The sequence below is a fragment of the Streptomyces sp. NPDC026394 genome, from assembly GCF_055567735.1.
The window spans coordinates 85,536-105,266 of the sequence record NZ_JBVHPX010000006.1; the positions used below are offsets into that span (position 1 = coordinate 85,536).

Genomic DNA, 19,731 nt, shown 5'->3' on the forward strand with positions numbered 1-19,731 from the left:
GAGGCGGCGTGGTGAGCACGATCTGGCAGGACACCGGCGCGGGAGTGCTGCGACTGCCCTCCGGACGTACGGTCCGGGGCCGCGGCCTGCGCCGTCCGCTGCCGCCGGGCCCGGCACCGGACTTCGCCGTGTACCTGCTCGGCAAGGAGCCGCCCGAGGTTCCCTGGGAGGCCCGCTGGCTGCGCTGGCCGGACTTCCGGCTGCCGAGCGACCACGCCCGGGCGCGGGAACTCTTCGGTGAGGTCTGGGAACGCGCGAAGACCGAACGCGTCGAGGTCGCCTGCGGTGGCGGCCGCGGCCGTACCGGCACGGCGCTGGCCTGTATCGCCGTCCTGGACGGGGTACCGTCCGAGCAGGCGGTGGACTTCGTCCGGGGCGCCTACGACCACCGCGCCGTCGAGACACCCTGGCAGCGGCGCTACGTACGTCGCTTCGGGCGCTGACGGCCGGATCCGCCCGTCGCGCCGGCCCCGGCTCCGGCCCCGGCTCCGGCCCCGGCGGGCACCAGATGGTCCCCCACCGTCTCCCGGTCCAACAGGCGCGCCAGCCGCACCGGTACGTCCCCGCCCACCAGAACGACGACGACCAGCGTCAGCCCGAAGGTGAGGACGGCCAGCGCCCGGCCCAGTGACATGCCCTCGGCGAGCCGGGCGCCGAGCACCGGGGCGACCGCGCCGCCGAGCGCGCCGACGTTGTAGACGAAACCGAGCGACGCCGCGCGCACCGCGGTCGGGAAGTGCCCGGCGAGGTACTTGGGCAGGATGCCCGAGATGCCCTGGCCGAGGGCGAGCAGCCCGAAGAGCAGGACGCCCAGGGCGACCAGGCTGTCCTGGACGGCGAACACCGGGAAGACGAACACCAGGGAGAGCAGCAGCGTCCCGGCGTACGCGCGACGGGTGCCGAACCGGTCCCCCACGAAACCGGCCAGCCAGCAGCCCGCCATCGTGCCGAAACCGGCGTAGAACATCACGTCCGCGACCTGGGCGGGCGCGTACCCCAGCTCGGTCTTGAGGTAGGTGGGCAGCAGGGCCTGGACGGGCCAGCTGTAGAGGAACGCGCAGAACACGGTGAGCGTCAGGGACACGTACAGCACCCAGCCGCGCCGCCCGCCGAGCTGGACGGCGAAGGCGGTCAGGCAGAGCGCGGCGAGCGCCGCGAGCCAGAGTGTGTGTCCGGACCCGGCCGGGGTGAAGACGCAGAAGAGGGCGGCGGACGCGACCGCCGCGAGCAGGACGTTGAGGCGCCGCCTGGCGCGTCCGGCGAACAGCGGTCCGAAGGGACGGGGGCGTACTCCGGCCGCTTCGACCTCGGTGCTCCAGTCGCCCGCCTCCGGGAGCGACCGGCGGACCCAGAGGGCCACCAGTACGGGCAGCACCCCGATCCAGAACATCCAGCGCCAGCCCCAGTGGGGCACGACCCACCGGTAGAGCTGGGCGGCGAGCACCGTGCCGCCCGCGTAGCCGGATATGAGGAAGCCGGAGGCCCGGTTGCGCAAGGGGGCGGGCCAGCTCTCCAGGACGTACGTGGCGCTGGCGCTGTACTCCCCTGCCATGCCCATGCCGATGACCAGCCGGGCGGCGAACAGGCTGGTGTAGTCCCAGGCGAAGCCGCAGGCGAAGGTGCCGAGGGAGTACAGGAGGATGCTGGCGATCATCGCGGCCTTGCGCCCGTACCGGTCGCCCGCCGCGCCGAGGAGCGCCCCGCCGAGCCAGCGGGTGATGAACGCGCCGGACACCAGGGAGGCCGCACCGGCCGTGCTCAGTCCGAACGTGTCGGCGATCTCGGTCAGCACGAGAGTGATCAGGACGAAGTCGAAGCCGTCCAGGAGGTAGCCCACCCAGGCCGCGAGCATCGACTTCCACTGGCGGGGCGTCACCTGCCGGTACCAGGGCGGGCGCCGGTCCCGACGCCGGGGACCCTTCGCGGGGCGCGCGCTCACAGCAGTCCGGCTTCTTCCAGGCACCGCCGGACCGTGCCGACGGCGGCTTGGTCCAACGGGAGCTGCGGCGGCGCGGTGGCCGGACAGTCGATCACGCCCTGGAGGTGCAGCGCCGCCTTGAAGGCGCCCAGGGCGGAGGAGTTGCGGCCCATCACCGCCGGATCACCCGCGTCGGTGAGGGCGAAGAGGGCGGCGAGCCGGTCCTGTTCGGCGGCCGCCGCGCGCCAGCGGCCCGCCGCGGCGTGCTCGTAGAGACGTACGTAGCCGTGCGGATCGACGTTGCCGAGGCCGGGGACGACACCGTGGGCGCCCGCCAGCAGGGCGCCGTCCACGGTCAGTTCGGATCCCGTGAGCACGGAGAAGTCCGGCGCCTGGGCGCGGACGCGCACCAGGAGGCGCCGCAGCGCCCCGTCCTCGCCGCTGCTGTCCTTCAGGCCGGCCAGCACGCCGTCACGGGCCAGCGTGAGCAGCGTGTCGAGCGGCAGCTTGGTGTGCACGGCCATCGGGATGTCGTACGCGAACAGCGGCAGGTCCGCGCCGTCCCGTACCCGGGTGAAGTGGTCGGCGATCTCGGCGGGGTGGGTGCGGGTGTAGAAGGGCGCGGTGGCCACGATCGCGTCGGCGCCCAGGCTCCGGGCGGTGCGGGCGTGTTCCAGGACCCGGGCGGTCGTCATGTCGATGGCCCCGGCCAGTACGGGCAGCCGTCCTTCGGCCGCCTCGGCCACCGTCTCGACGACGGTGCGGCGCTGCGCGTCGGTCAGGTAGGCCGCCTCGCCGCTGGAGCCGAGGACGAACAGCCCGCTCACCCCGGCGCCGACGAGCCGGGTGGTGAGCGCGGCCAGCGAGCGGGTGTCGACCCGGCCGTCCGGGGTCAGCGGGGTGCACAGCGGCGGGACGACGCCGGTGAGCGGCGCGGGGAGCCGGGCGGGGCGGGGCCCGGGGAGCGGTGCTCGGCGCGGCGCGGGAGAGGGCATCGGTGACCAGCTTTCTGCTCGTGCCGCGTGCCGTGCGGGGACCGGCGCGGCCCGGCCGGCCGAGGACGTCGCGGCCGGTCGGCCAGGAACATTCCGGACGTCGGACGTCCCATGTTGGCGGACGTGCGGGTGAATGTGGACCAGCCGCCCAGGCGTGTCAAGACCGCCCGCGCGGGCCCCCTCGTTGACGGCGGACCGGCCGCTGCCTAGCGTGGCGCCGCACCGGCCGGTGCCACGGCCGGGGAACCGATGCGGAGGCAGGCGTGAGCGCACGGCAGGACACCGCAGCACGACCCCATGACCTGGTGCTGTTCGGCGCCACCGGATTCGTGGGACGGCTGACCGCCGCGTACCTGGCCCGGCACGCCCCCGAGGGCTGTCGCTGGGCACTGGCCGGCCGGGACCGCGGGAAGCTCGCCCGGCTGCGGGACGACCTGGCGCGGACCGATCCGGGCTGCGCGGACCTCCCCCTGCTGTGCGCCGACACCGAGGACCCCGGATCGCTGCGCACGCTCGCCGCGAGCACCCGCGTGCTCGCCACGACCGTCGGCCCGTACCTCAGGTACGGGGACGCGCTGGTCGCCGCCTGCGCGGAGGCGGGTACGGACTACGCCGACCTGACCGGTGAGGCGGAGTTCGTCGACCGGACGTATGTGCGCTACGACGCGGCGGCGCGTGCGTCGGGTGCCCGCCTCGTGCACGCCTGCGGCTTCGACTGCGTACCGCCCGACCTCGGCGTGCACTTCACGGTCGGCCAGTTGCCGCCCGGCGTGCCGCTGCGCGTCGACGGCTTCGTACGGAGCAACGGCTCCATCTCCGGGGGCACCCTGGCGTCCGCCCTGACGGCGGCCTCGCGCCCGCTCGGCATGGTGCGCGCCGCCCGCGACCGGCAGCGTCTGGAGGGGCGGCCCGCGGACCGCACCGTACGGGCGCCGCTCGGACGGCCGTACCGCAACGGCGTCATACGGGCGTGGGCCGTGCCGCTGCCGACGCTCGACCCCCAGGTGGTCGCGCGCTCGGCGGCCGGACTGGAGCGGTACGGGCCCGACTTCACCTACCGGCACTTCGCCGCCGTCAAGTGGCTGCCGGTCGCCGTGGGCGGCGTGCTGGGCGCGGGCGCCGCGTGCGCGGTCGCGCAGGTGCCGCCCGCGCGCCGCTGGCTGTCGGGGCGGCTGGCTCCGGGCGCGGGGCCGGACGAGGAGCGCCGGGCGCGCAGTACGTTCTCCGTGCGGTTCGTCGGTGAGGGCGGCGGCCGGCGCGTCCTGACGGAGGTCTCGGGCGGTGACCCGGGCTACGACGAGACGGCGAAGATCCTCGCCGAGTCGGCGCTGAGCCTGGCCTTCGACGACCTGCCCGCGACGTCCGGGCAGGTGACCCCGGCGGTCGCGATGGGTGACGCGCTGACCGGGCGGCTGCGGCGGGCGGGCATCACGTTCCGGGTGGTCGCCGAGTCCGCGTCGGGGGCGGGCCCGGTGCTCTGACGGGCGGCTGTCGGCAGGGCGGCGGCCCTCGGCAGATCAGCGGCCCTCGGCGGGGTGGCGGTCGGCCGCGTGGCCCGCTGCCGGCCTTCCGTCTGCCGTCGCTGGCCGCTGGTCGCTTGGCGCGCCGTCAGCCGGCGCGCGCCTCCGACAAGGCACGCCGGCACAGCGCGTCGGCGGCCCGGGTCGTCTCGGGGATGCGGTACCGGGGCGACAGGTGGAGGGTGTGCGCGCAGGCCCGGTCGAGGTCGATGCGGTGGCCCACGGACACGAAGACCGGCTTGACGCCCTTCTGTGTACGCAGCGCCCGCCCGACCACCTCGTCGCAGCCGTCGGCGGCACCGTCGAGCAGGGGCGAGGAGGCGCCGCGTTCCTCGCCCGGCAGGTCGTAACGCGAGGTGAAGGGGTTCTTGGCGACGCCGATGGTGGGCAGGCCGGTGAGCACACCGAGGTGGCTGGCGAGGCCGAAGCGGCGCGGGTGGGCGAGCCCGTAGCCGTCGCAGACCACCAGGTCCGGTGTGCGGCCGAGGCGGCGGAGGGCGTCCACCACGGTGGGGATCTCCCGGAAGGCCAGCAGTCCCGGCACGTACGGGAAGGACACCCGGCCCACGGCGGTGGCCTCCTCCACGACCGCGAGGGTGACGCCGTCCAGGGCGACGGCCGCCGCGGCCACCAGGTCGCGTTCGTCGTCGTAGGCGACGTCCACGCCGACCACCGTCCCGGCGAACCCCGGCTCGGGCCCGGACTGCGCACGCCGTACACGGGCGCGCAACCGGTCCTGGGTCGCGAGCGCCGCGGCCTCGTCGGTGGGCCAGTGGGCCAGTTCGTCATCGAGGGAGAGCGTGGCGTCGTTCGTCATGGTGGGACCACGGTATCGAACGGGCGGGCGGGAAAGTCGCCGTGGGCCGCGGCGGCCGGGCGGGCGGATGCGCGCGAGCTACCCGCTTCGCGGCAGGTCCTCCAGCAGGGTGCCGAGCGCGCCGGTGACCAGCGCGCAGACGGCGTCCGGGTCGGCGTCGGCCAGCGGCTGCTTGCCGACGACCACCCGCATCAGGCCGATGCCGAGCATCCACGACAGGGCGAGGTCGGCGCGCAGTCCGCGGTCGTCGGCGGTGCTGAGCGTGGCGAGCACCCGCGCATAGTCGTCCCCCATCTCCCGTACGGCGGTGGTGATCTCGTCGCTGTCGCCGATGGAGCGCAGGAAGGTCTCCAGGGCACGGTCCCCCGGGTCCGCGCCGCGGTGGCCGAGCATGCCGCGCAGCGCCACCTCGAACAGTTCGCCGGGCGGTGTGCTGTGCAGCTGCTCCTGGCCGCCGAGTGCCACCACCTCGCCGAACAGGGACTTCTTCGACCCGAAGTAGCGAAAGAGCAGGGCCTGGTTGACCCCGGCCCGCTCCGCGATGTCGCGTACGGTCGCCCGCTCGTAGCCCCGCTCGGCGAACAGCGCGGCCGCCGCCTCCAGGAGCAGCAGACGGGTGCCCTGAGCCCCACGGCGCCGGGCGGCGCCGCCCGTCCCCGGCGCCGGGCCGGGCTCGTCCGGCGCGCGGTCCGCGGCGGGGACGTCGGGCATGTGGTCCGCAGCGAATACGTCCGGCGCGCGGTCCGTACCGGGTACCGGCCCGGCCACCGGCTCGCTCCCGTCCATCGGCGTACTCCTCTCGTCCCCTTCCGCGTCCGCGGGGCCCGACGCCCCGCCAATCCGAAGATCGCGCAAGGCCGTTGACCGTACCAAGAACGCCCCTCTACTTTGTAAGCAGTTGCTTACACGAGGGAGGCCCCCCGGTGACCACAGCCGACACGATGCCCCTTGCCTACCCGTTCAACGAACCCGACGGACTGACCCTGTCCGACACCTACGAACAGATCCGCGACCGACCGGGACTGCTGCGGGTGCAGATGGCGTACGGCGAACCCGCCTGGCTCGCCACCCGCTACGCCGACGCGCGGCTGGTCCTCGGCGACCGGCGCTTCAGCCGCGCGGAAGGGCTCGACCACGACGAACCGCGGCAGGCCGAAGGGCAGCGCAACAGCGGGATCCTGAGCATGGACCCGCCCGACCACACCCGGCTGCGCACCCTCGTCGCCAAGGCGTTCACCGTCCACCAGGTGGAGAAGCTGCGGCCGTGGGTGCGGGAGCTGACGCACCAGTTGATCGACGAACTGGAGGCCGCGGGGCCGCCCGTCGACCTCGTGGACCGCTACGCCCTGCCCATCCCGGTCGCGGTCATCTGCCGGATGCTCGGCGTGCCCGAGGAGGACCGGCCCAAGTTCCGTACGTGGAGCGACGCGGCACTGTCCACCAGCTCCCTGACGGCCGAGGAGTTCGAGGCCAACCGGGAGGAACTGCGCGCCTACATGGCGAAGTTGATCGAGGAACACCGCGCGGAGCCGCGGGACGACATCATGACCCGGCTGATCGAGGCCCGCGACGTGAACGACCGGCTGACCGAGCTGGAACTGATCGACCTGTGCGTCGGCATCCTGGTCGCCGGACACGAGACCACCGCCACCCAGATACCCAACTTCGTCCTGTCGCTCCTGGACCACTCCGGCGAGCTGGAGCGGCTGCGCGCGGAACCCGCGCTCGTCAAGAACGCCGTCGAGGAGTTGCTGCGCTTCGTCCCCCTGGGCAGCGGCGCGGCCTTCCCCCGCTACGCCACCGAGGACATCGAGGTGGGCGGCACGCTCGTCCGTGCGGGTGAACCGGTCCTGGTCGCCGTGGGCGCGGCCAACCGGGACGCGCTGCGCTTCGACGAGCCGGGCACCCTCGACATCACCCGCGACGGCAACCAGCACCTCGGCTTCGGGCACGGCGTGCACCACTGCCTCGGCGCGCCGCTGGCCCGGCTGGAGCTCCAGGAGGCACTGATCGCCCTGCTCACCCGCTTCCCCGGGCTGCACCTCGCGGGGGACGTGGTGTGGAAGGACCAGATGCTGGTCCGTGGCCCGCGCGAGATGCCGGTGGGGTGGTGAGCCGGATGACCTGGAAAGCCTCGATCGACGGGCAGCAGTGCATGGCGTCCGGGATGTGCGCCGGCATCGCCCCCGGCCTCTTCGTCCTGGACGGGCCGCACGCCCGGCCGCTGAAGGAGGAGATCCCCGAGGACGAGGACGCGCTGGACGCGGCCGACTCCTGTCCGGCCATGGCGATCCTGATCCAGGACGGTGACACGGTGGTGGGGCCACGGCCGTGACGGGGCGGGCGGCACGGCCGGCGGGCCGGTTCACGGGCGGGGCGGGGCGGTGCGCCACCGGCCCCGAACGGCCTACGCCGACACGGCCGCCCCTCACCCGTCTGTCCCCGCCCGGCACGGACAAATCGCCGGCCGCGCGTCGGCGCAGTGACCTGCCGCAACGCCGTCCCGTACGGGCCGACACGCCGGAGGGCGGCACCTTACCTGACGAAGCCTCACCAAGCGGGGAGGGCGCGCCGAGGCTTATCTCAAATGCGTCAGCGCGGATCCATCCGACCCACCGCGGCGCACCCGTGCCGCCTCCGCGCTGCCGGAGGATCAACCATGCGTCCCACTCGCATCATCGCCGCTTCCGGCCTGACCATCGCCGCCCTGGGCCTGTCGACCGGCGCCGCGCTCGCCAAGCCGGTGGCCGGCACCAGCCCGAAGCTCGTCGGCCCCGGCGGAGCCGTCACCGTCACCGTCACCTGCGACACGGGCAAGGCCCAGCGCATCGCCGCCTCCTCGCAGGGCTTCCGCGGCGGCACGGTCTGGCTCCACCGCACCCACAAGCACGGCAAGACGTACCGCGGGACCGCCCGGGTGGCGTCCCAGTTGACCGGCGGCCCCCATCACCTGGGCCGCTACTCGACCTGGGGCGTGAACGGCGACTGCCCGGACGGCAAGCAGTGGACCACCGCCTTCAAGACGGACGCCAGACTGCCGCACGGCAAGGTGCGCACGGGTGTCGGCAGTACGAGCCAGGACTCCAACACCACGGAGATCGTCGCGGGCGCCGCGGTTCTGGCCACCGCGGCCGTCGGTGGCACCTACTTCCTGCGCCGCCGCCAGAACAACCAGTCCTGACGGCCCGCTCCGCTGGTTCCGCGGCGCTTCGGCCGCTGTGCCCGTGCCGGGTCCCCACCTCCCGGCCCGGCGGGGCACAGCGGACCGAGCATGCGCCGGCCGGGGCGGGCGGCCACACCGGGCATGCGGCGACACTGCGTCACCCGGGCTGCGGGCTGCGGGCTGCATAGTGATCACCGCTGCCTACCATGGCACTCATGTTCGTACTGGAGCTGACCTACACCGCGCCCCTGGAGCGCGTCGACGCCGCCCTGCCCGACCACGTGGCATGGCTGAAGAAGCACTACGCGGCCGGGCACTTCCTGGCCGCCGGACGCAAGGTGCCGCGCGACGGCGGCGTCATCCTCGCGTCCGTCGCGGACCGGGCGACGGCCGAGCGGATCGTGGCGGAGGACCCCTTCACGGTCGCGGGCGTCTGTGACTACCGGATCACCGAGTTCGTGGCGACCACGACGGCGCCGGGGCTGGAGCCCTACCGGGAGCTGCTGCCGCCCTCCTGAGCGAGCAGCGCGCCGATCTCCTCGTGCAGCGCGGTCGGCACCTCGGTCCCCCAGCGCGCCGCCGCCTCACCGGCCAGTTCCCGGCTCCACTGCCAGCCGGCCAGCGCCGCCGTCCGTACGGCCGGGAGCACGGCGGGAGCGGTGGCCGCGACGTAACGGTCGCGGTCGGCGGCCGGCAGGTCCTGCTCCAGGGCGCGGCTGGGAGTGAGCCAGTGTGTGGTGGACCCGCGCAGCAGGCGGCAGAGCTGGAGTTGCTGCGGGGCGACGACCGAGTGCATCAGGGCGTGTGCGCGGGCCGTCTCGCCGCGCTCCAGGACGTGGGCGAGCATCAGCGTCCAGTTGGTGAGCTCGTCGGTGAGCTGCTGAGCGGTCGGGCCCGGCTCGGGCGGGCAGGGGTCGGCGAGGTGGCCGGCCGCGGCGGTCAGCCGTCCGTCCCGGTCCAGCAGGACGGCGGCGCCTGGGTCCGGCAGCCGGACCATGCCGCGCCAGGTGGGCACCTCGTCGATGCCCGGACCGGCGGCCACGAGGTGGAACTCGCCGCGCATCAGATCGTCGAAGACGACGGCCAGGATGCCGTACATGTTGGTGTAGGCCAGCTTCAGCGGGGCGATGCGCCCCACGAACTCCCGGCCGTCGAAGGTGTCGGCGTGCGCGTCGCGGACGTACAGGTACGCCTCGATGTCGGAGTGGGCGTCGGCCTCGCCGAGGGTCCATGAGCCGTAGAGCAGGACGCCCTCCAGCCGGGGCTCGGCCTCGGCCAGCTCGCGCAGGCGCGCGACGCGGCGGTCGAGGGCGGGGCAGGACGAGACAGGGGTGCGCGGCATGGGTGGTGTCTCCTGAGCAGATGTATGGGCATACGGACGGACACCACCGGCCCGGCGGCACCCGTCGGGCCGGTGGTTCTGGACTCACGTCCGTCTGCTCAGATGAAAATGCCCATGGGCCGGATCGTACGGCCGTGACCGGAGCGGGGCCAGCGGTTTTCCGCGCGCCACGCCATCGGCACGCGGTACTACGGGGCCGGGGTGGGCCAGCGCCCTCCGTTGAGCCAGAAGCCCTGGATCTGGCTACACACTTGACCGGCATCAGGGGTTACATTCGCCCTCAGTCGCCACACACTTTCCACCTGCGGTGATGTCGAGTGACATGTTGAGACGTGGTGAGACGTGGTGAGACTTCTACTCCTCCCTGCACGCTCCCTGGGCGCCGGATCTCCCTGTGCGCTCCCTGAGAATCCGCGCCGCTACCAGGCCGTCTACGCAACGAAACCGCCCCCGGCGAGAGGCCGGGGGCGGCGGGCGGCGTGTCTACGGCGAGCATGGCCCACCCAATGCGCCCGGCCGGTAGGGCAGACACCATGCCGTGCGACACAGGCTGACACTGCGGTAGTAGTGGCTCCCCCGGCGGGCGGACGAAGATGAGCGGCCGATCTGAGGTGAGGTGATTTGACCCGTGACAGTGGGGGGCGGCTCGACTGTACTGAACAGATGGCGGGTTTACGCTCCGGTACCCAATACGCCTATCTGGTACATACCAGGCTATCTCGGGGCTATTACGGCAGTACGTCCTTCGTGCCCGATCATCGAGTGTCGGCGCCGGTGCCGCTCCGCGAGACACCCGAGGGCAGCCACTTTCGCCGCGCCGCTGTGCTCAGATGCGAAGAATGCGGCGAGAGCTTCCTCGTCGGTTACGTCGCCCGCTCCGAAGTGAAGCGGCGCATTCGTGCTGACGATGGATTTTTCTGGAAGTCCTACCTCGTGGTATTCATCATTTTTGCTGCTCTCATGGGGGTGCATGGCGGACTGTCGGGGTTGGACGAGGAGGGGGAAATTACCGGGTTCCTTATAGTCTGGGGCCTATTAGGCTTCTGGCCAGTGATGTCCCTGAGCCTGCACATGCGAGAGATGAAGCGCGGCATCATCAGACTGGTGGACTCCGGAGGGCCGCCGCCCAAATGGCGGCACGACTGGATACGTACTCGAAAACGGGACATGGGCAGCGCACAAACCTCCGATCCAGCTCCGGAATGAGTCGTGCGCGTCACGAAGGGCCTGTGCCTCCTGCCTCAGCCCAGGGCCCGAACGTATGACCAGCGGCTCCCTCTGGAGGTCGCACGCAGTGCGGAGAGCACCAGCGGCTTCAACACAGCCCCGTGTTCCTCTGCGTTCTTCGCTGCACCACAGAGAACGCACCGCCACGACTGAGCGGGTAGTCGGGCCGGCGCTCGGCCTTCTGTGGCGATGTCACGGCGGCCTCCTGTGCAGAGTGGTGCGACACGAAGACCGTACCCCTGGAATGCTCCGGAGACCCGTTGTGCGGGTGCAGGAGAGACCAAGGCCGGACGGGTGTTTGCGGGCTAGCCAATGGTGAGTCGGCCGCTTCGCACCATGCTGCGGATGTACGGCGGCCAGTCAGCATCCAGCTTGCGTACGAAAGCATTGTGCACCGCATGCCGTTCGTCATCCGTCAACACCTCGCTAGGATGACCGCCGGTGTAATGCAACTCGGAGCGCTCGGATGCGTTGACCATGTGCATGTGAGCCCTACGGCTGATCGTTAAGAACATCCCCAGCAGGGGCTGAGCGGACAGCTCCGCAAGCGCGGCCTCCCAATCCACCCCAAGAGCGCTCCAACTGTTGCCCTTGACCCCGTCCAGCCAGCGCGTGACATCGCTGAGCCAGACCACACGCTGCCCCGGATGCTCGCGCGCATACACCTCGGTGAAACCGAGGAGATCTTCCGCGTCCGAGGGCAGCCTGCCGAGCTGCTGCTCCGACACTGTCGACGGCGCAATCACATAGGCGGCCTCTGCCATGTCGACGTCCAGGCCCGCTGTCGGCCACGGCAGCGCGAACATGAACCAGTAGCGCGGCCGGACCAGGGCCCGCTCGACTTCGGTGTCCACTGGGTTCCCCCTCCGGTAGTTGGCGAGGAAGGTACCCGGTCGCCCAGAGACGCGGAAGGCGCACGTTCGCTGTCGCGCGCCCCGCGTCGGGCATTGGAACGGGCCCCTACGGTGCGATCTGTACAGGCCATTGCTGTTCGACCGCTTTCGTCCTCCACGCGGGTTGTCAGGTGGTTCAAGTGCTGGTGAGTGGCTAGGTGGCTGACGGGGCAGGAGCGGCGGTTACCCGGCCATCTTCTTCAACGTCTCGCCTCCATGCTTCTGTGCGAATGCGTCGAACTTGTCGTGGGAGCTGACGCCCACGTGTTTCATGATCTGCCGACACGCTTCCAGCGCTGCGGCACGGGTAGGCTGCTGGTCAGCCATGCGGGTGCGCGCGGCGCCGCGGGCGTGACCGGACGTACGCGATCCGGGGGCCACGGAGGAGATCCGCGAGGCGTTCGGCGCGCGCTGCTGGATCCAGTACACCCCGCACGCGGGCGCGATCGAGGTGCGCGAGATCGGGTGGGCGGGGTGACGGTCAGCTCTGAGGTCGGTTCAGTTGCCTGTTGAGGCGGATCCAGTCCAACGGCCCTTTCCGGCGGTACGCGGATCTGTACGGGTGCGGCAGCGGAGAACAACCTCGCGTCGGGGCAGAAGGCGCGGGCGACGGCGCAGGGCTTCGTGAAGGCATCCGGCAAGATCACGTGCAAGGTGACGGACGTGCAGCGGTACTCACTGTGAGGTTAGCTATTGCGTACGCACTAGTTAATTAAGGCAACGCTTCGATCTCTCCTTTGAAAGCAAGGGGGTTCACTCGTTCGCCACGTGACGGCCGGCCAGGCTGTGCGGTTGGTGAAGCGTGAACAGCGATCAGTTGCCTATCGAAGAGACCGAGATCATTAGTCAGGCGGAGGCGACCCGCAGGGCTCACGTGACGCGCGCAGTCATCAAGGGAGCCGTGGAACGCGGTGATCTGCTCGTGGCTGACCGCGGCGGAGTCAGGGAGACCGCGAGGCTTTTCGCCGGTGACGTGGACCGGTGGAAGGCTGCACGTGATTCGCGAGGCGGCAGTCAGTCGCCGGGGGCCTCCGCTGTTGAGTGTCCGGGGTGCAGGCCAGAAAGGCGCCGGAGGCTGCGGGCGGAAGAGAAGGTTCAGAAGCAAGAGGACGTCATCAGGAGGCTCAAGAAGGTGATCAGGGCTCTGTCTTCGCTCGACGATGATGAGGACTGACACACTGCCCCGTCGTCCGGGTGGCTGACGGGGCACCGCGTCCTGGTCAGGGACGGTTGTACAGGGCGTCTATCTGCACGTTCAGCTCGGCCAGCTCTGGGTGCGCCGCGACTTCCTGCGCCTCCGCGGCCGTCATGGTGTCTTTCACCTGCCGTATTGCTGCGGCCGTTTCGGTGGCCGCAGCGGCAGCGCTGTGAGCAGCAGCGGTTGTGCGGTAACCCGCGGCCTTGGTGCGGTGCATCTGTGCCTTGAGCTTCGCTTCGTCGTCCGCGTGATCCCCTTCCGTGTTGGTGTCAGTGTGGCAGTGGCTATGCCGCGCCGTCACCCGCTGGCGGCGGGTGCTACCGCGGCAGTTCGATCGCGACGATGGAGTCGATGCGCAGACCGATCCCGCCGCCGCCTGCCAAGAGGAACGTAATCCAGTCGGGGGTGTCGGCGCCCTCTCCGGCCTGGAGTCGTTCGAGGTGGTCATCAAGGTGGAATCCGCCGGTGAGGACCAAGGCTTCCCGTTCCTGGCTGCCCACCGAGTAGCGGACGGTCATCGTCGCCGTGTTGAAGTTCTCGATCGCGTGGCAGGCCTCTTCATCGCTGTGGTGCATGGTCAGTTCTCCTTCGAGTTGGCGACGCCGCGGAGCTTGGATACTGCCCATCCGGCGGCCAGGACGATGCCGATGAACGTGACGCCGATGAACGGGAGGTTGTCGCCGACGGTGCCGATGATGCCGATGAGGGTGCCGCCCATCATGACGACGATGGCGACGAGTGCGCCGGTGCATACGACGATGACGGCGAGGATCAGGAACGTCACGATCACCAGCCTCTGCAGTTCGGGCGGCAGGCCCTGCTGTACGGGTGCCTGCATGACGACGGGCGGCGGGGGCTGGCCGATGGTGAAGTGGACCGGGCGCCCCTCTGAGTCGTAGAGCACGTTCGGGGGCCGGTGGTGGGCGGGGACGGGCAGCTGCTGCCCGCCGTACTGGTGCTGCGGACCGGGCAGCGGCTGCGGGGACATGAGGCTCCTCTCAGGGGCGGTTGCTGTCGGCGAAGGTCTGCATGAAGGCGTCGCGCCCGGGGAGGGCGTCGATGGCGGCCTGGTGCTCGGGGTTGATCCAGCCGCTGAGATGGCACACGATCCGGTCGCCGTCGGTGGTCCACGCGGGGTCTGCGCTGACGGCCTTGACTGCTTCCTCGGCCGTGGCGAAGTGCTGGGTGTAGTGGTCCTCGCCGTAGCCGGCGTCGCAGACGTCGCAGCTGGCCACGTAGCAGGTGTCGGTGGTGACGGGCACGGCCAGCTCCTTACTGCTCGTCGGTGGTGTCGTCGTCCTCGTAGGCCCAGAGCATCGGGCGGTGCTGCGCCGTCTCTTCCTCGACCGGCTCTTCGGCGGGGGCGTTCTCGTCGGACATGGCGATCTCCTTCAGGGACGGTTGCTGTCGGCGCGGATCTCGTCGATGGTCCGGTCCACGGCCTGCTGGCCGTGCTCGGCGACGAGCCGGTAGTAGGGCTGGGTGATGCGTTGCTTGTCCGTCTCGTAGGTGGCCGGGTCTGTCAGGGCGTCGACGGCGTCGACGACCGCCCGCAGTTGGTCCTTCACGTCACTCCTTCGGTTCGGCGTCGGGCGGGCTGCCCGGCGTCCCCCTCACCGCCCGGCGCGGGTCCGGGCGGGTCGGGGGCGGCCGGTCAGCGGTTGCGGTATGCCTGCTCGGCGTCGCGCAGGCGGTCCTGCGCGGCGAGGTTCGTCTGGGCTTCGGGCGAGTCGATGTCGACGTAGCCGAGGTCGCCGCGGTTGACGGGGTCGTTGGCGAGCGCATCGCGGGCGGCGGCCAGTTCGCGGCCCTCGGGGGTGTCGTCGGTGTTCTTGCTGAACCAGCCCATGACGGGCTCCTCTCGATGGTTGACCGGGGCTGTCCCGGCTCCCCTTGCCGCCCCGGCCGGTGCCGGGACGACGCGGGCAGCCGTCACCACCAGCCGTTCTTCTTAGGGACGACCAGGTGGCTGGGGTGGCCGTTGATCACGTGGTCGATGCACTGCGGGCAGTCCTCGCGCGGACCGAGTTGCGCGTGGGCTTCCCGGCTGGCGTAGGCGTGATGCCAGCACTGGCGGCATTCGCCGGGCGGAGTAGGCGGTATTCCCATGCGGGCTCCTTCGGGTCAGAGGGTTTCGCCGGTGCCGCGGCATACGCCGCAGCGGACCCAGGTGGTGTCGTGCAGGCGGGTGTCGATCTCGAAGCCGCCATGGCCGGTGCAGGCGCCGCAGGGGTTTTCCAGGGGGCGCTTGGTGTGGCCGCCGGCGCGGGCCTGCCAGTCGGCGGCGAGTACGGCGGCGGTTGCTGTTGCGGCCGCTCCGCGCATACTGCGGGCGGCACCGCGGGCCTGGCTTCGGATGAAGCGTCGGGCCGCGGTCTTGGGCTTGCGTAGCTGCGGCAGCGCGTGGCGGCGCCAGTTGAGTTTGAGGATGGTCTTCACGTCGTCGAGGCAGGGTTCCGGGGCGAGGACGCCCTCGATCCGCACGCCGTACATCTTGATCGCGAAGGTGTCCTGGTCGCTGGCCCGGCGACGGCCGCTGCGCGCCTGCTGGATCATCCGCATGACGTCCACGGAGAGGATCGGGTCCTCCCAGGTGTGGCTGCACACGACACAGTTGGCGAGCGCGGGCCCGAGCGCGACCGGGCCGGCAGCGTCGAGGGTGAAGCGGATCGAGGCGCACTCGGGGCAGCCGACCGGCGTACCGTTCATGGTCATCGCGTGGATGTCGAGGCGAGTGGCCATATCGGGATCTCCTTCGCTTTTCGCCCTGACAGACCCCTGACGAGCCATGGATCGGTGCAGGTGGGTGGTGGGCCGACCCCTGACAACCGCCGCCATCGAGGGGCCTGACAGTCCCCCGCTGACAGGGGTCTGTCAGGGGTGCGACCTGGGGTTATCCCGTGGCTGCCAGGGGTCTGTCAGGGGTCATTTGCGGGTATTACGGGCAGCCTTGATGTCTTCCAGGAGGTAGCCCTGCGGGCGCTTTCCGTCCCCTGCGGATACCCGCCTGATCTCCAGGTCGGCGCCCGTGGCCTCCAGGTCGGCGACGAGCAGCTTGCCGACCCGGGCGCGCCAGGAGTCGGCCGATTCGGCCTCCCGCTGGGCGTACTTCGCCGAGTCAGTGGCGGCCAGCGCTGTGAAGATCTCGGCGTTGGTGACGTTGCCGCGGCCGGTGTTATTCGCGAGGAACTCCATCTGTTCGAGCAGATCGACCTTGGTGATGCGGCCATTGCCGCGCGCACCGCCGGCCGCTGACGACACCCCGGTCCAGGCGGTCAGCTTGGCCTCGACCGGGTCGCGCCACTGACCGGGCAGGCGGCCTGCATCCTTGCGAAGGCCGAAAGCTTCAGCGATGATCGCGGGCTTGTCGTCGTCCTCGACGATGAACGTGCGCAGCGGCACCACACCCAGGTCCGGCGTCTTGGACAAGAAGCGGCCGGGCTGATCAAGCGGGATCAGGGATGCGTCGTAGCCGTGGCCGGCCATACCGTCGCCCAGGATCACGTTCGAGGCGCCGGGCGACTCGGTATTCATCGCGGCCCGCGAGATCAGGTTCTGCCGCAGCCTGCCGGGCACGACGTCGACCTCCGGCACCTGGGTGGCGCACACCAGCAGCACGCCGAACGAAGCGCCGACAGCGGCGATCTGGCACAGGGACTCCAGGATCTCGTCGCGGTAGTCGCTGGTGCCCTTGGCTGTGTAGGTGGCCAGTTCGTCGATGACGATGAGTTCCAGGCCGCCGATTTCCTCGATCAAGTCCTCGGTGAGCTTGGACCTGTTGCGCTCATCGAGGAAGTCGCCGCGGCGGTCCATGTCCTCCAGGACGGCCCGCAGGAACAGGGCAAGGCGTTCAGGGTTCTTCTTGACGAACGTGGCCAGCACGCCGGCCAGTGCGTTGTGTTCACCGGACGCCTTGCCGTCGAACAGCCGCAGGTTGATGCGCACGTCCTTGGCTGCGGCGAGACTCAGGTTGGCGATCAGCATGCCCTTGCCGCGGCGGGTCGCACCTCCGATGAGGATCATGGAGTCGCGCAGGCGCATGCGCACCGTGTTCCCGCGCTTACCGAAGGCCAGCGGGGCACCGACGGACCACAGGTCCAAGCCGCCCTGGTGTCCGACCAGGGGCGACGTGTGCACCTGCGCGAACGGGTCCTCGTGGCACATCCACAGCTTCAGCCGGGAGGCGTTGCTGCCCGCACCGCGCACCACTTCCAGGTCGATCCAGTCCTTGTGGACCCCGAGCGCCGAGGCGATCTGCTCGGCCTTGGGGAGTGCGGACGCGGCAGGGATGCCGGACGGCAGGTCGGCGACGGCGGCGAAGCCGGGGCCTTCCTTGTGGGGCAGGCCCACCCCGCGGATGTCGTCGCGCTTCTTCTCCGGGACGACGCCGGCCTCGACAAGGACGCGCCGCAGGGTGTCCTCTCCCAGCTGCGACGGGCGGCGCGGCGCCCGCGGTCCCATGACGGCCGGCTTCTCGGGCCGGCCGTGGTAGGCGCCGACGCCGACGGCCCCGGCGCCGAGCAGCAGGTCCAGCCACCAAGGCCCGGCCGCCACGGTAACGGTGGAGCCAGTCACGCCGGCCGTGGTCCATAGCGCGGTCTTCAGGCGGTGCTTCTTCTTGTGGGCGGCGTACTCGGCCCGGCGCACGGTGACGACGGCGGCGGCTTTCGCCTCGGCGGCCAGGTTGCCCTGGGCGTTGCGCAGGTCCCGCTTCGCCGAGTTGATCATCTGGGGGTAGTCGTCGTGCCGGGCCTCCCGCCACCGCTTGGCCAGCCGCCAGTAGCCGCGCGGCGACCAGACAACGTAGTACGGAAGGTGCGTGGCGTGATGCCCGGCGAAGTCGAGGCTGTTCGCCCACCCGTAGGCGGCGTACTGCTTGAGCACCTTCCCGGACTTCATCCACTCCGGGCGCGGGCGGGGCTCGACGGTCAGCTTCTTCGGCCCGGCGGCGGGCGCGGCGGGCGGGTTCTTGACGAGGCTCAGGTGCGGGGCCGGCGGGGCGGTCTGGGGGGTGTGGTCGATGCTCACCGGCCGGCCTCCTTCACGGCGGTCCTGGCGGTCTGCTCGATGGATGCCTGCTTCTTCGCAAGCGGGCTGTAGGGCGGGGTGTCGCCGGGGGTGCGGCGGGGCGGTGTGCCGCCGTTGTGGCGCCGCCCGTCCGGGGCGTCGGGGTCCCGCCTGACGGCGTGGACCTTTTGGGATTCGATCTGCGTGAACTCGCCCAGCACGGGCACCTCGGCGACGGTCTTCATGCGGGCCTGCGCGGCACGGCTGCGGGACTCCATCTCGGGGGTGATGCCGACGGTCTTGCAGCCGGTGACGCGGTACCACGCCTCGGCCCAGATCTGCTCGGTGACGACCGGCGCGCCGCGGGCCGAACGCATCGCGTCGGCGACGGCCCACACCTCGGTGTGGCTGTGGCGGCGGTCCTCGTCCCGGCGGTTCTGCTCCTGCTCCGCATGCGCCTGCTGCGCCTCTTTTTCGACGGCCGCCTTCTTCTCGGCCTCGGCCTTCTCCTGGCGGGCCTTTTCCCGCGCCGCGTCCTCCTCGGCCTTGGCCCGGTCGGCGGCCCGCCGGTCGCGCCAGGAGGGGATGCCGTCGGCCTTCTGGGCGATGCCGTGCTCGTAGACCATGAGCACGGCCGGCCCGCCGAGGGAGGCGATGGCGCCGATCAGACCGGCGTTGAAGCCGATGCCCGGATTGGTGATGCCGCCGTGCAGGTTGATCGCGGCGGCGATGGCGGCGCCGAGGACGATGCCGATCCGGTACGGGGTGACGTCACGGCGGTGCGCCACCGCCCACGCGGCGCCGGCGGCCAGCACCAGCGCCAAGCCCTCCAGCAGGCCTGGCGCGGCGACCAGGAACGGCCGCTTGGGGTCCCAGAAGTGCATGAACTGCACCGGCGCGGCCAGCGCGAGGCCGACGGCGTAGATGCCGCGGGCCCCCCACTTCCAGGTGCGTTCCGCGCGCCGCTGCTCCGCCGACCGCTTCGCCGCCCGCTCGGCATCCGCCTCGGACTCCTTGCGCGCCTTGTCCGCAGCCGCCCTGGCCGCCTCTTCCTTGGCCTTCTTCTCCGCGAGGTAGGCGGCGTGGGCGGCCTGGTCCTTCTCCAGCTTCATGCGGGCACGCTCGTTGGCGATGCGCAGCCGCTCCTTCTCCTCGGCGGCCTTGGCGCGGATGGCGTCCGCCTCGGCCGCGGCCTTGAGGCGGGTGGCTTCGGTGTCGGCGGCGGTGCGGGCCCGGATCGCCTCCGCCTCCGCTGCGGCGCGCGGGTCGGTCCGCGGCCCGGCGGGCGAGGTCGCGGCATCACCGCTCGGTGCGCCGTTGACCTTCTCCAGCGTGGTGGTCACGGGATGATCCTTTCTTGCAGATCTGCGCGAGAGCGGCGGGTCAGAGCTGGTCAGGCGTGACGGAGAAGAACACGACGATGGCCGCAGGGAAGGCGTACTTGTTCATCAGCCGGTCGTAGACGGTCTTGAACGTCCGGGTGTGGGTGTGCACACCGGGGACCACACCGATCGAGCCGTCGTCGGTGGTCATGCGCCCGTCACCGGACTGGAGCGACATGATCCAGTGGTGCTGGATCTCTGTCGGGGCGCCGTTGCTGGGCTGCGCGTCAGTTTGCTGCTGCATGGCGTTCATGGCGGTGGGTCCCTTC

Annotated in this window: 25 protein-coding genes; 8 read left to right on the forward strand and 17 right to left on the reverse strand. The window is 71.3% G+C overall.

All coding sequences use genetic code 11. The annotated features are described in order from the left end of the window. The first annotated feature begins 11 nt into the window (after window positions 1-11). Window positions 12-443 carry a phosphatase domain-containing protein gene (locus ACZ4QV_RS16380; protein WP_361148796.1) on the forward strand — a complete coding sequence of 144 codons (432 nt, stop codon included), beginning with the start codon at window positions 12-14 and terminating at the stop codon, window positions 441-443. On the opposite strand, the gene ACZ4QV_RS16385 is transcribed toward ACZ4QV_RS16380, so the two are convergent. Together ACZ4QV_RS16385 and ACZ4QV_RS16390 are read right to left on the reverse strand one after the other, a co-directional pair. Beyond that, a complete protein-coding gene (locus ACZ4QV_RS16385; RefSeq protein ID WP_361636186.1) occupies window positions 419-1,939 on the reverse strand; it encodes a sialate:H+ symport family MFS transporter in 1,521 nt (506 codons plus the stop codon). The genes ACZ4QV_RS16380 and ACZ4QV_RS16385 overlap by 25 nt on opposite strands. Then, on the reverse strand, window positions 1,936-2,913 hold the full coding sequence (locus ACZ4QV_RS16390) for a dihydrodipicolinate synthase family protein (RefSeq protein WP_467762997.1): 978 nt from the start codon (window positions 2,911-2,913) through the stop codon (window positions 1,936-1,938). Before ACZ4QV_RS16390 ends, ACZ4QV_RS16385 begins: the two co-directional genes overlap by 4 nt. A 263-nt stretch (window positions 2,914-3,176) precedes the next feature. Here ACZ4QV_RS16390 and ACZ4QV_RS16395 point away from each other — a divergent pair, with 263 nt between their 5' ends. Continuing rightward, a complete protein-coding gene (locus ACZ4QV_RS16395; protein ID WP_361148247.1) occupies window positions 3,177-4,394 on the forward strand; it encodes a saccharopine dehydrogenase family protein in 1,218 nt (405 codons plus the stop codon). 127 nt (window positions 4,395-4,521) lie between these two features. Here the strand turns inward: ACZ4QV_RS16395 and ACZ4QV_RS16400 are convergent, their stop codons facing one another. Beyond that, entirely contained in the window at window positions 4,522-5,250 is a 729-nt protein-coding gene (locus ACZ4QV_RS16400; RefSeq protein ID WP_361148249.1) for an endonuclease V, read from the reverse strand. Window positions 5,251-5,328: 78 nt separating this feature from the next. Next, window positions 5,329-6,036, reverse strand: coding sequence for a TetR/AcrR family transcriptional regulator (locus ACZ4QV_RS16405; RefSeq protein ID WP_467762998.1), 708 nt, complete (start codon window positions 6,034-6,036; stop codon window positions 5,329-5,331). A 137-nt stretch (window positions 6,037-6,173) separates the two neighbouring features. Between ACZ4QV_RS16405 and ACZ4QV_RS16410 the strand changes: the two genes are divergently transcribed. From ACZ4QV_RS16410 to ACZ4QV_RS16425, 4 genes are all read left to right on the forward strand, one after another. Continuing rightward, window positions 6,174-7,364, forward strand: coding sequence for a cytochrome P450 (locus tag ACZ4QV_RS16410; protein WP_467762999.1), 1,191 nt, complete (start codon window positions 6,174-6,176; stop codon window positions 7,362-7,364). Window positions 7,365-7,369: 5 nt separating this feature from the next. Beyond that, on the forward strand, window positions 7,370-7,585 hold the full coding sequence (locus tag ACZ4QV_RS16415; RefSeq protein ID WP_361148255.1) for a ferredoxin: 216 nt from the start codon (window positions 7,370-7,372) through the stop codon (window positions 7,583-7,585). Between the two features lie 324 nt (window positions 7,586-7,909). Continuing rightward, on the forward strand, window positions 7,910-8,431 hold the full coding sequence (locus tag ACZ4QV_RS16420; RefSeq protein ID WP_361148257.1) for a hypothetical protein: 522 nt from the start codon (window positions 7,910-7,912) through the stop codon (window positions 8,429-8,431). A 197-nt stretch (window positions 8,432-8,628) separates the two neighbouring features. Beyond that, window positions 8,629-8,931: a YciI family protein gene (locus ACZ4QV_RS16425; protein ID WP_361148259.1), complete on the forward strand. Its 303-nt coding sequence runs from the start codon at window positions 8,629-8,631 to the stop codon at window positions 8,929-8,931. On the opposite strand, the gene ACZ4QV_RS16430 is transcribed toward ACZ4QV_RS16425, so the two are convergent. After that, window positions 8,904-9,755, reverse strand: a complete 852-nt coding sequence (locus ACZ4QV_RS16430) for a nucleotidyltransferase domain-containing protein (protein WP_361148261.1) — start codon at window positions 9,753-9,755, stop codon at window positions 8,904-8,906. The genes ACZ4QV_RS16425 and ACZ4QV_RS16430 overlap by 28 nt on opposite strands. 621 nt (window positions 9,756-10,376) lie before the next feature. Between ACZ4QV_RS16430 and ACZ4QV_RS16435 the strand changes: the two genes are divergently transcribed. Further along, on the forward strand, window positions 10,377-10,961 hold the full coding sequence (locus ACZ4QV_RS16435) for a hypothetical protein (protein ID WP_467763000.1): 585 nt from the start codon (window positions 10,377-10,379) through the stop codon (window positions 10,959-10,961). Between the two features lie 326 nt (window positions 10,962-11,287). Here ACZ4QV_RS16435 and ACZ4QV_RS16440 read toward each other — a convergent pair whose 3' ends face one another. Next, a complete protein-coding gene (locus ACZ4QV_RS16440) occupies window positions 11,288-11,836 on the reverse strand; it encodes a hypothetical protein (protein ID WP_467763001.1) in 549 nt (182 codons plus the stop codon). An 841-nt stretch (window positions 11,837-12,677) separates the two neighbouring features. On the opposite strand from ACZ4QV_RS16440, the gene ACZ4QV_RS16445 reads away from it, so the two are divergent. After that, window positions 12,678-13,049, forward strand: a complete 372-nt coding sequence (locus tag ACZ4QV_RS16445) for a hypothetical protein (RefSeq protein ID WP_467763002.1) — start codon at window positions 12,678-12,680, stop codon at window positions 13,047-13,049. A 46-nt stretch (window positions 13,050-13,095) separates the two neighbouring features. On the opposite strand, the gene ACZ4QV_RS16450 is transcribed toward ACZ4QV_RS16445, so the two are convergent. The 11 genes from ACZ4QV_RS16450 to ACZ4QV_RS16500 form a co-directional block, all read right to left on the reverse strand. Beyond that, window positions 13,096-13,374 carry a hypothetical protein gene (locus ACZ4QV_RS16450; protein ID WP_467763003.1) on the reverse strand — a complete coding sequence of 93 codons (279 nt, stop codon included), beginning with the start codon at window positions 13,372-13,374 and terminating at the stop codon, window positions 13,096-13,098. A gap of 16 nt (window positions 13,375-13,390) precedes the next feature. After that, window positions 13,391-13,648, reverse strand: a complete 258-nt coding sequence (locus tag ACZ4QV_RS16455) for a hypothetical protein (RefSeq protein ID WP_467763004.1) — start codon at window positions 13,646-13,648, stop codon at window positions 13,391-13,393. A gap of 2 nt (window positions 13,649-13,650) precedes the next feature. Next, the gene (locus ACZ4QV_RS16460) at window positions 13,651-14,061 is read right to left on the reverse strand and encodes a hypothetical protein (RefSeq protein WP_467763005.1); all 411 of its coding nucleotides are present in this window, start codon (window positions 14,059-14,061) and stop codon (window positions 13,651-13,653) included. Between the two features lie 10 nt (window positions 14,062-14,071). Beyond that, complete coding sequence (locus ACZ4QV_RS16465; protein ID WP_467763006.1) at window positions 14,072-14,335, reverse strand: hypothetical protein; 264 nt, start codon at window positions 14,333-14,335, stop codon at window positions 14,072-14,074. Between the two features lie 129 nt (window positions 14,336-14,464). After that, window positions 14,465-14,641 carry a hypothetical protein gene (locus tag ACZ4QV_RS16470; RefSeq protein WP_467763007.1) on the reverse strand — a complete coding sequence of 59 codons (177 nt, stop codon included), beginning with the start codon at window positions 14,639-14,641 and terminating at the stop codon, window positions 14,465-14,467. An 86-nt stretch (window positions 14,642-14,727) separates the two neighbouring features. Beyond that, window positions 14,728-14,922: a hypothetical protein gene (locus ACZ4QV_RS16475; protein WP_467763008.1), complete on the reverse strand. Its 195-nt coding sequence runs from the start codon at window positions 14,920-14,922 to the stop codon at window positions 14,728-14,730. Window positions 14,923-15,005: 83 nt separating this feature from the next. Next, the gene (locus tag ACZ4QV_RS16480; protein WP_467763009.1) at window positions 15,006-15,182 is read right to left on the reverse strand and encodes a pRL2-8; all 177 of its coding nucleotides are present in this window, start codon (window positions 15,180-15,182) and stop codon (window positions 15,006-15,008) included. A 15-nt stretch (window positions 15,183-15,197) separates the two neighbouring features. Continuing rightward, the gene (locus tag ACZ4QV_RS16485; protein ID WP_467763010.1) at window positions 15,198-15,815 is read right to left on the reverse strand and encodes a hypothetical protein; all 618 of its coding nucleotides are present in this window, start codon (window positions 15,813-15,815) and stop codon (window positions 15,198-15,200) included. Window positions 15,816-15,998: 183 nt separating this feature from the next. Continuing rightward, complete coding sequence (locus ACZ4QV_RS16490; protein ID WP_467763011.1) at window positions 15,999-18,101, reverse strand: FtsK/SpoIIIE domain-containing protein; 2,103 nt, start codon at window positions 18,099-18,101, stop codon at window positions 15,999-16,001. After that, complete coding sequence (locus ACZ4QV_RS16495; protein ID WP_467763012.1) at window positions 18,098-19,423, reverse strand: hypothetical protein; 1,326 nt, start codon at window positions 19,421-19,423, stop codon at window positions 18,098-18,100. The genes ACZ4QV_RS16490 and ACZ4QV_RS16495 overlap by 4 nt, the downstream gene beginning before the upstream one ends. 40 nt (window positions 19,424-19,463) lie before the next feature. Further along, a complete protein-coding gene (locus tag ACZ4QV_RS16500) occupies window positions 19,464-19,706 on the reverse strand; it encodes a hypothetical protein (protein WP_467763013.1) in 243 nt (80 codons plus the stop codon). Window positions 19,707-19,731: the final 25 nt, after the last annotated feature.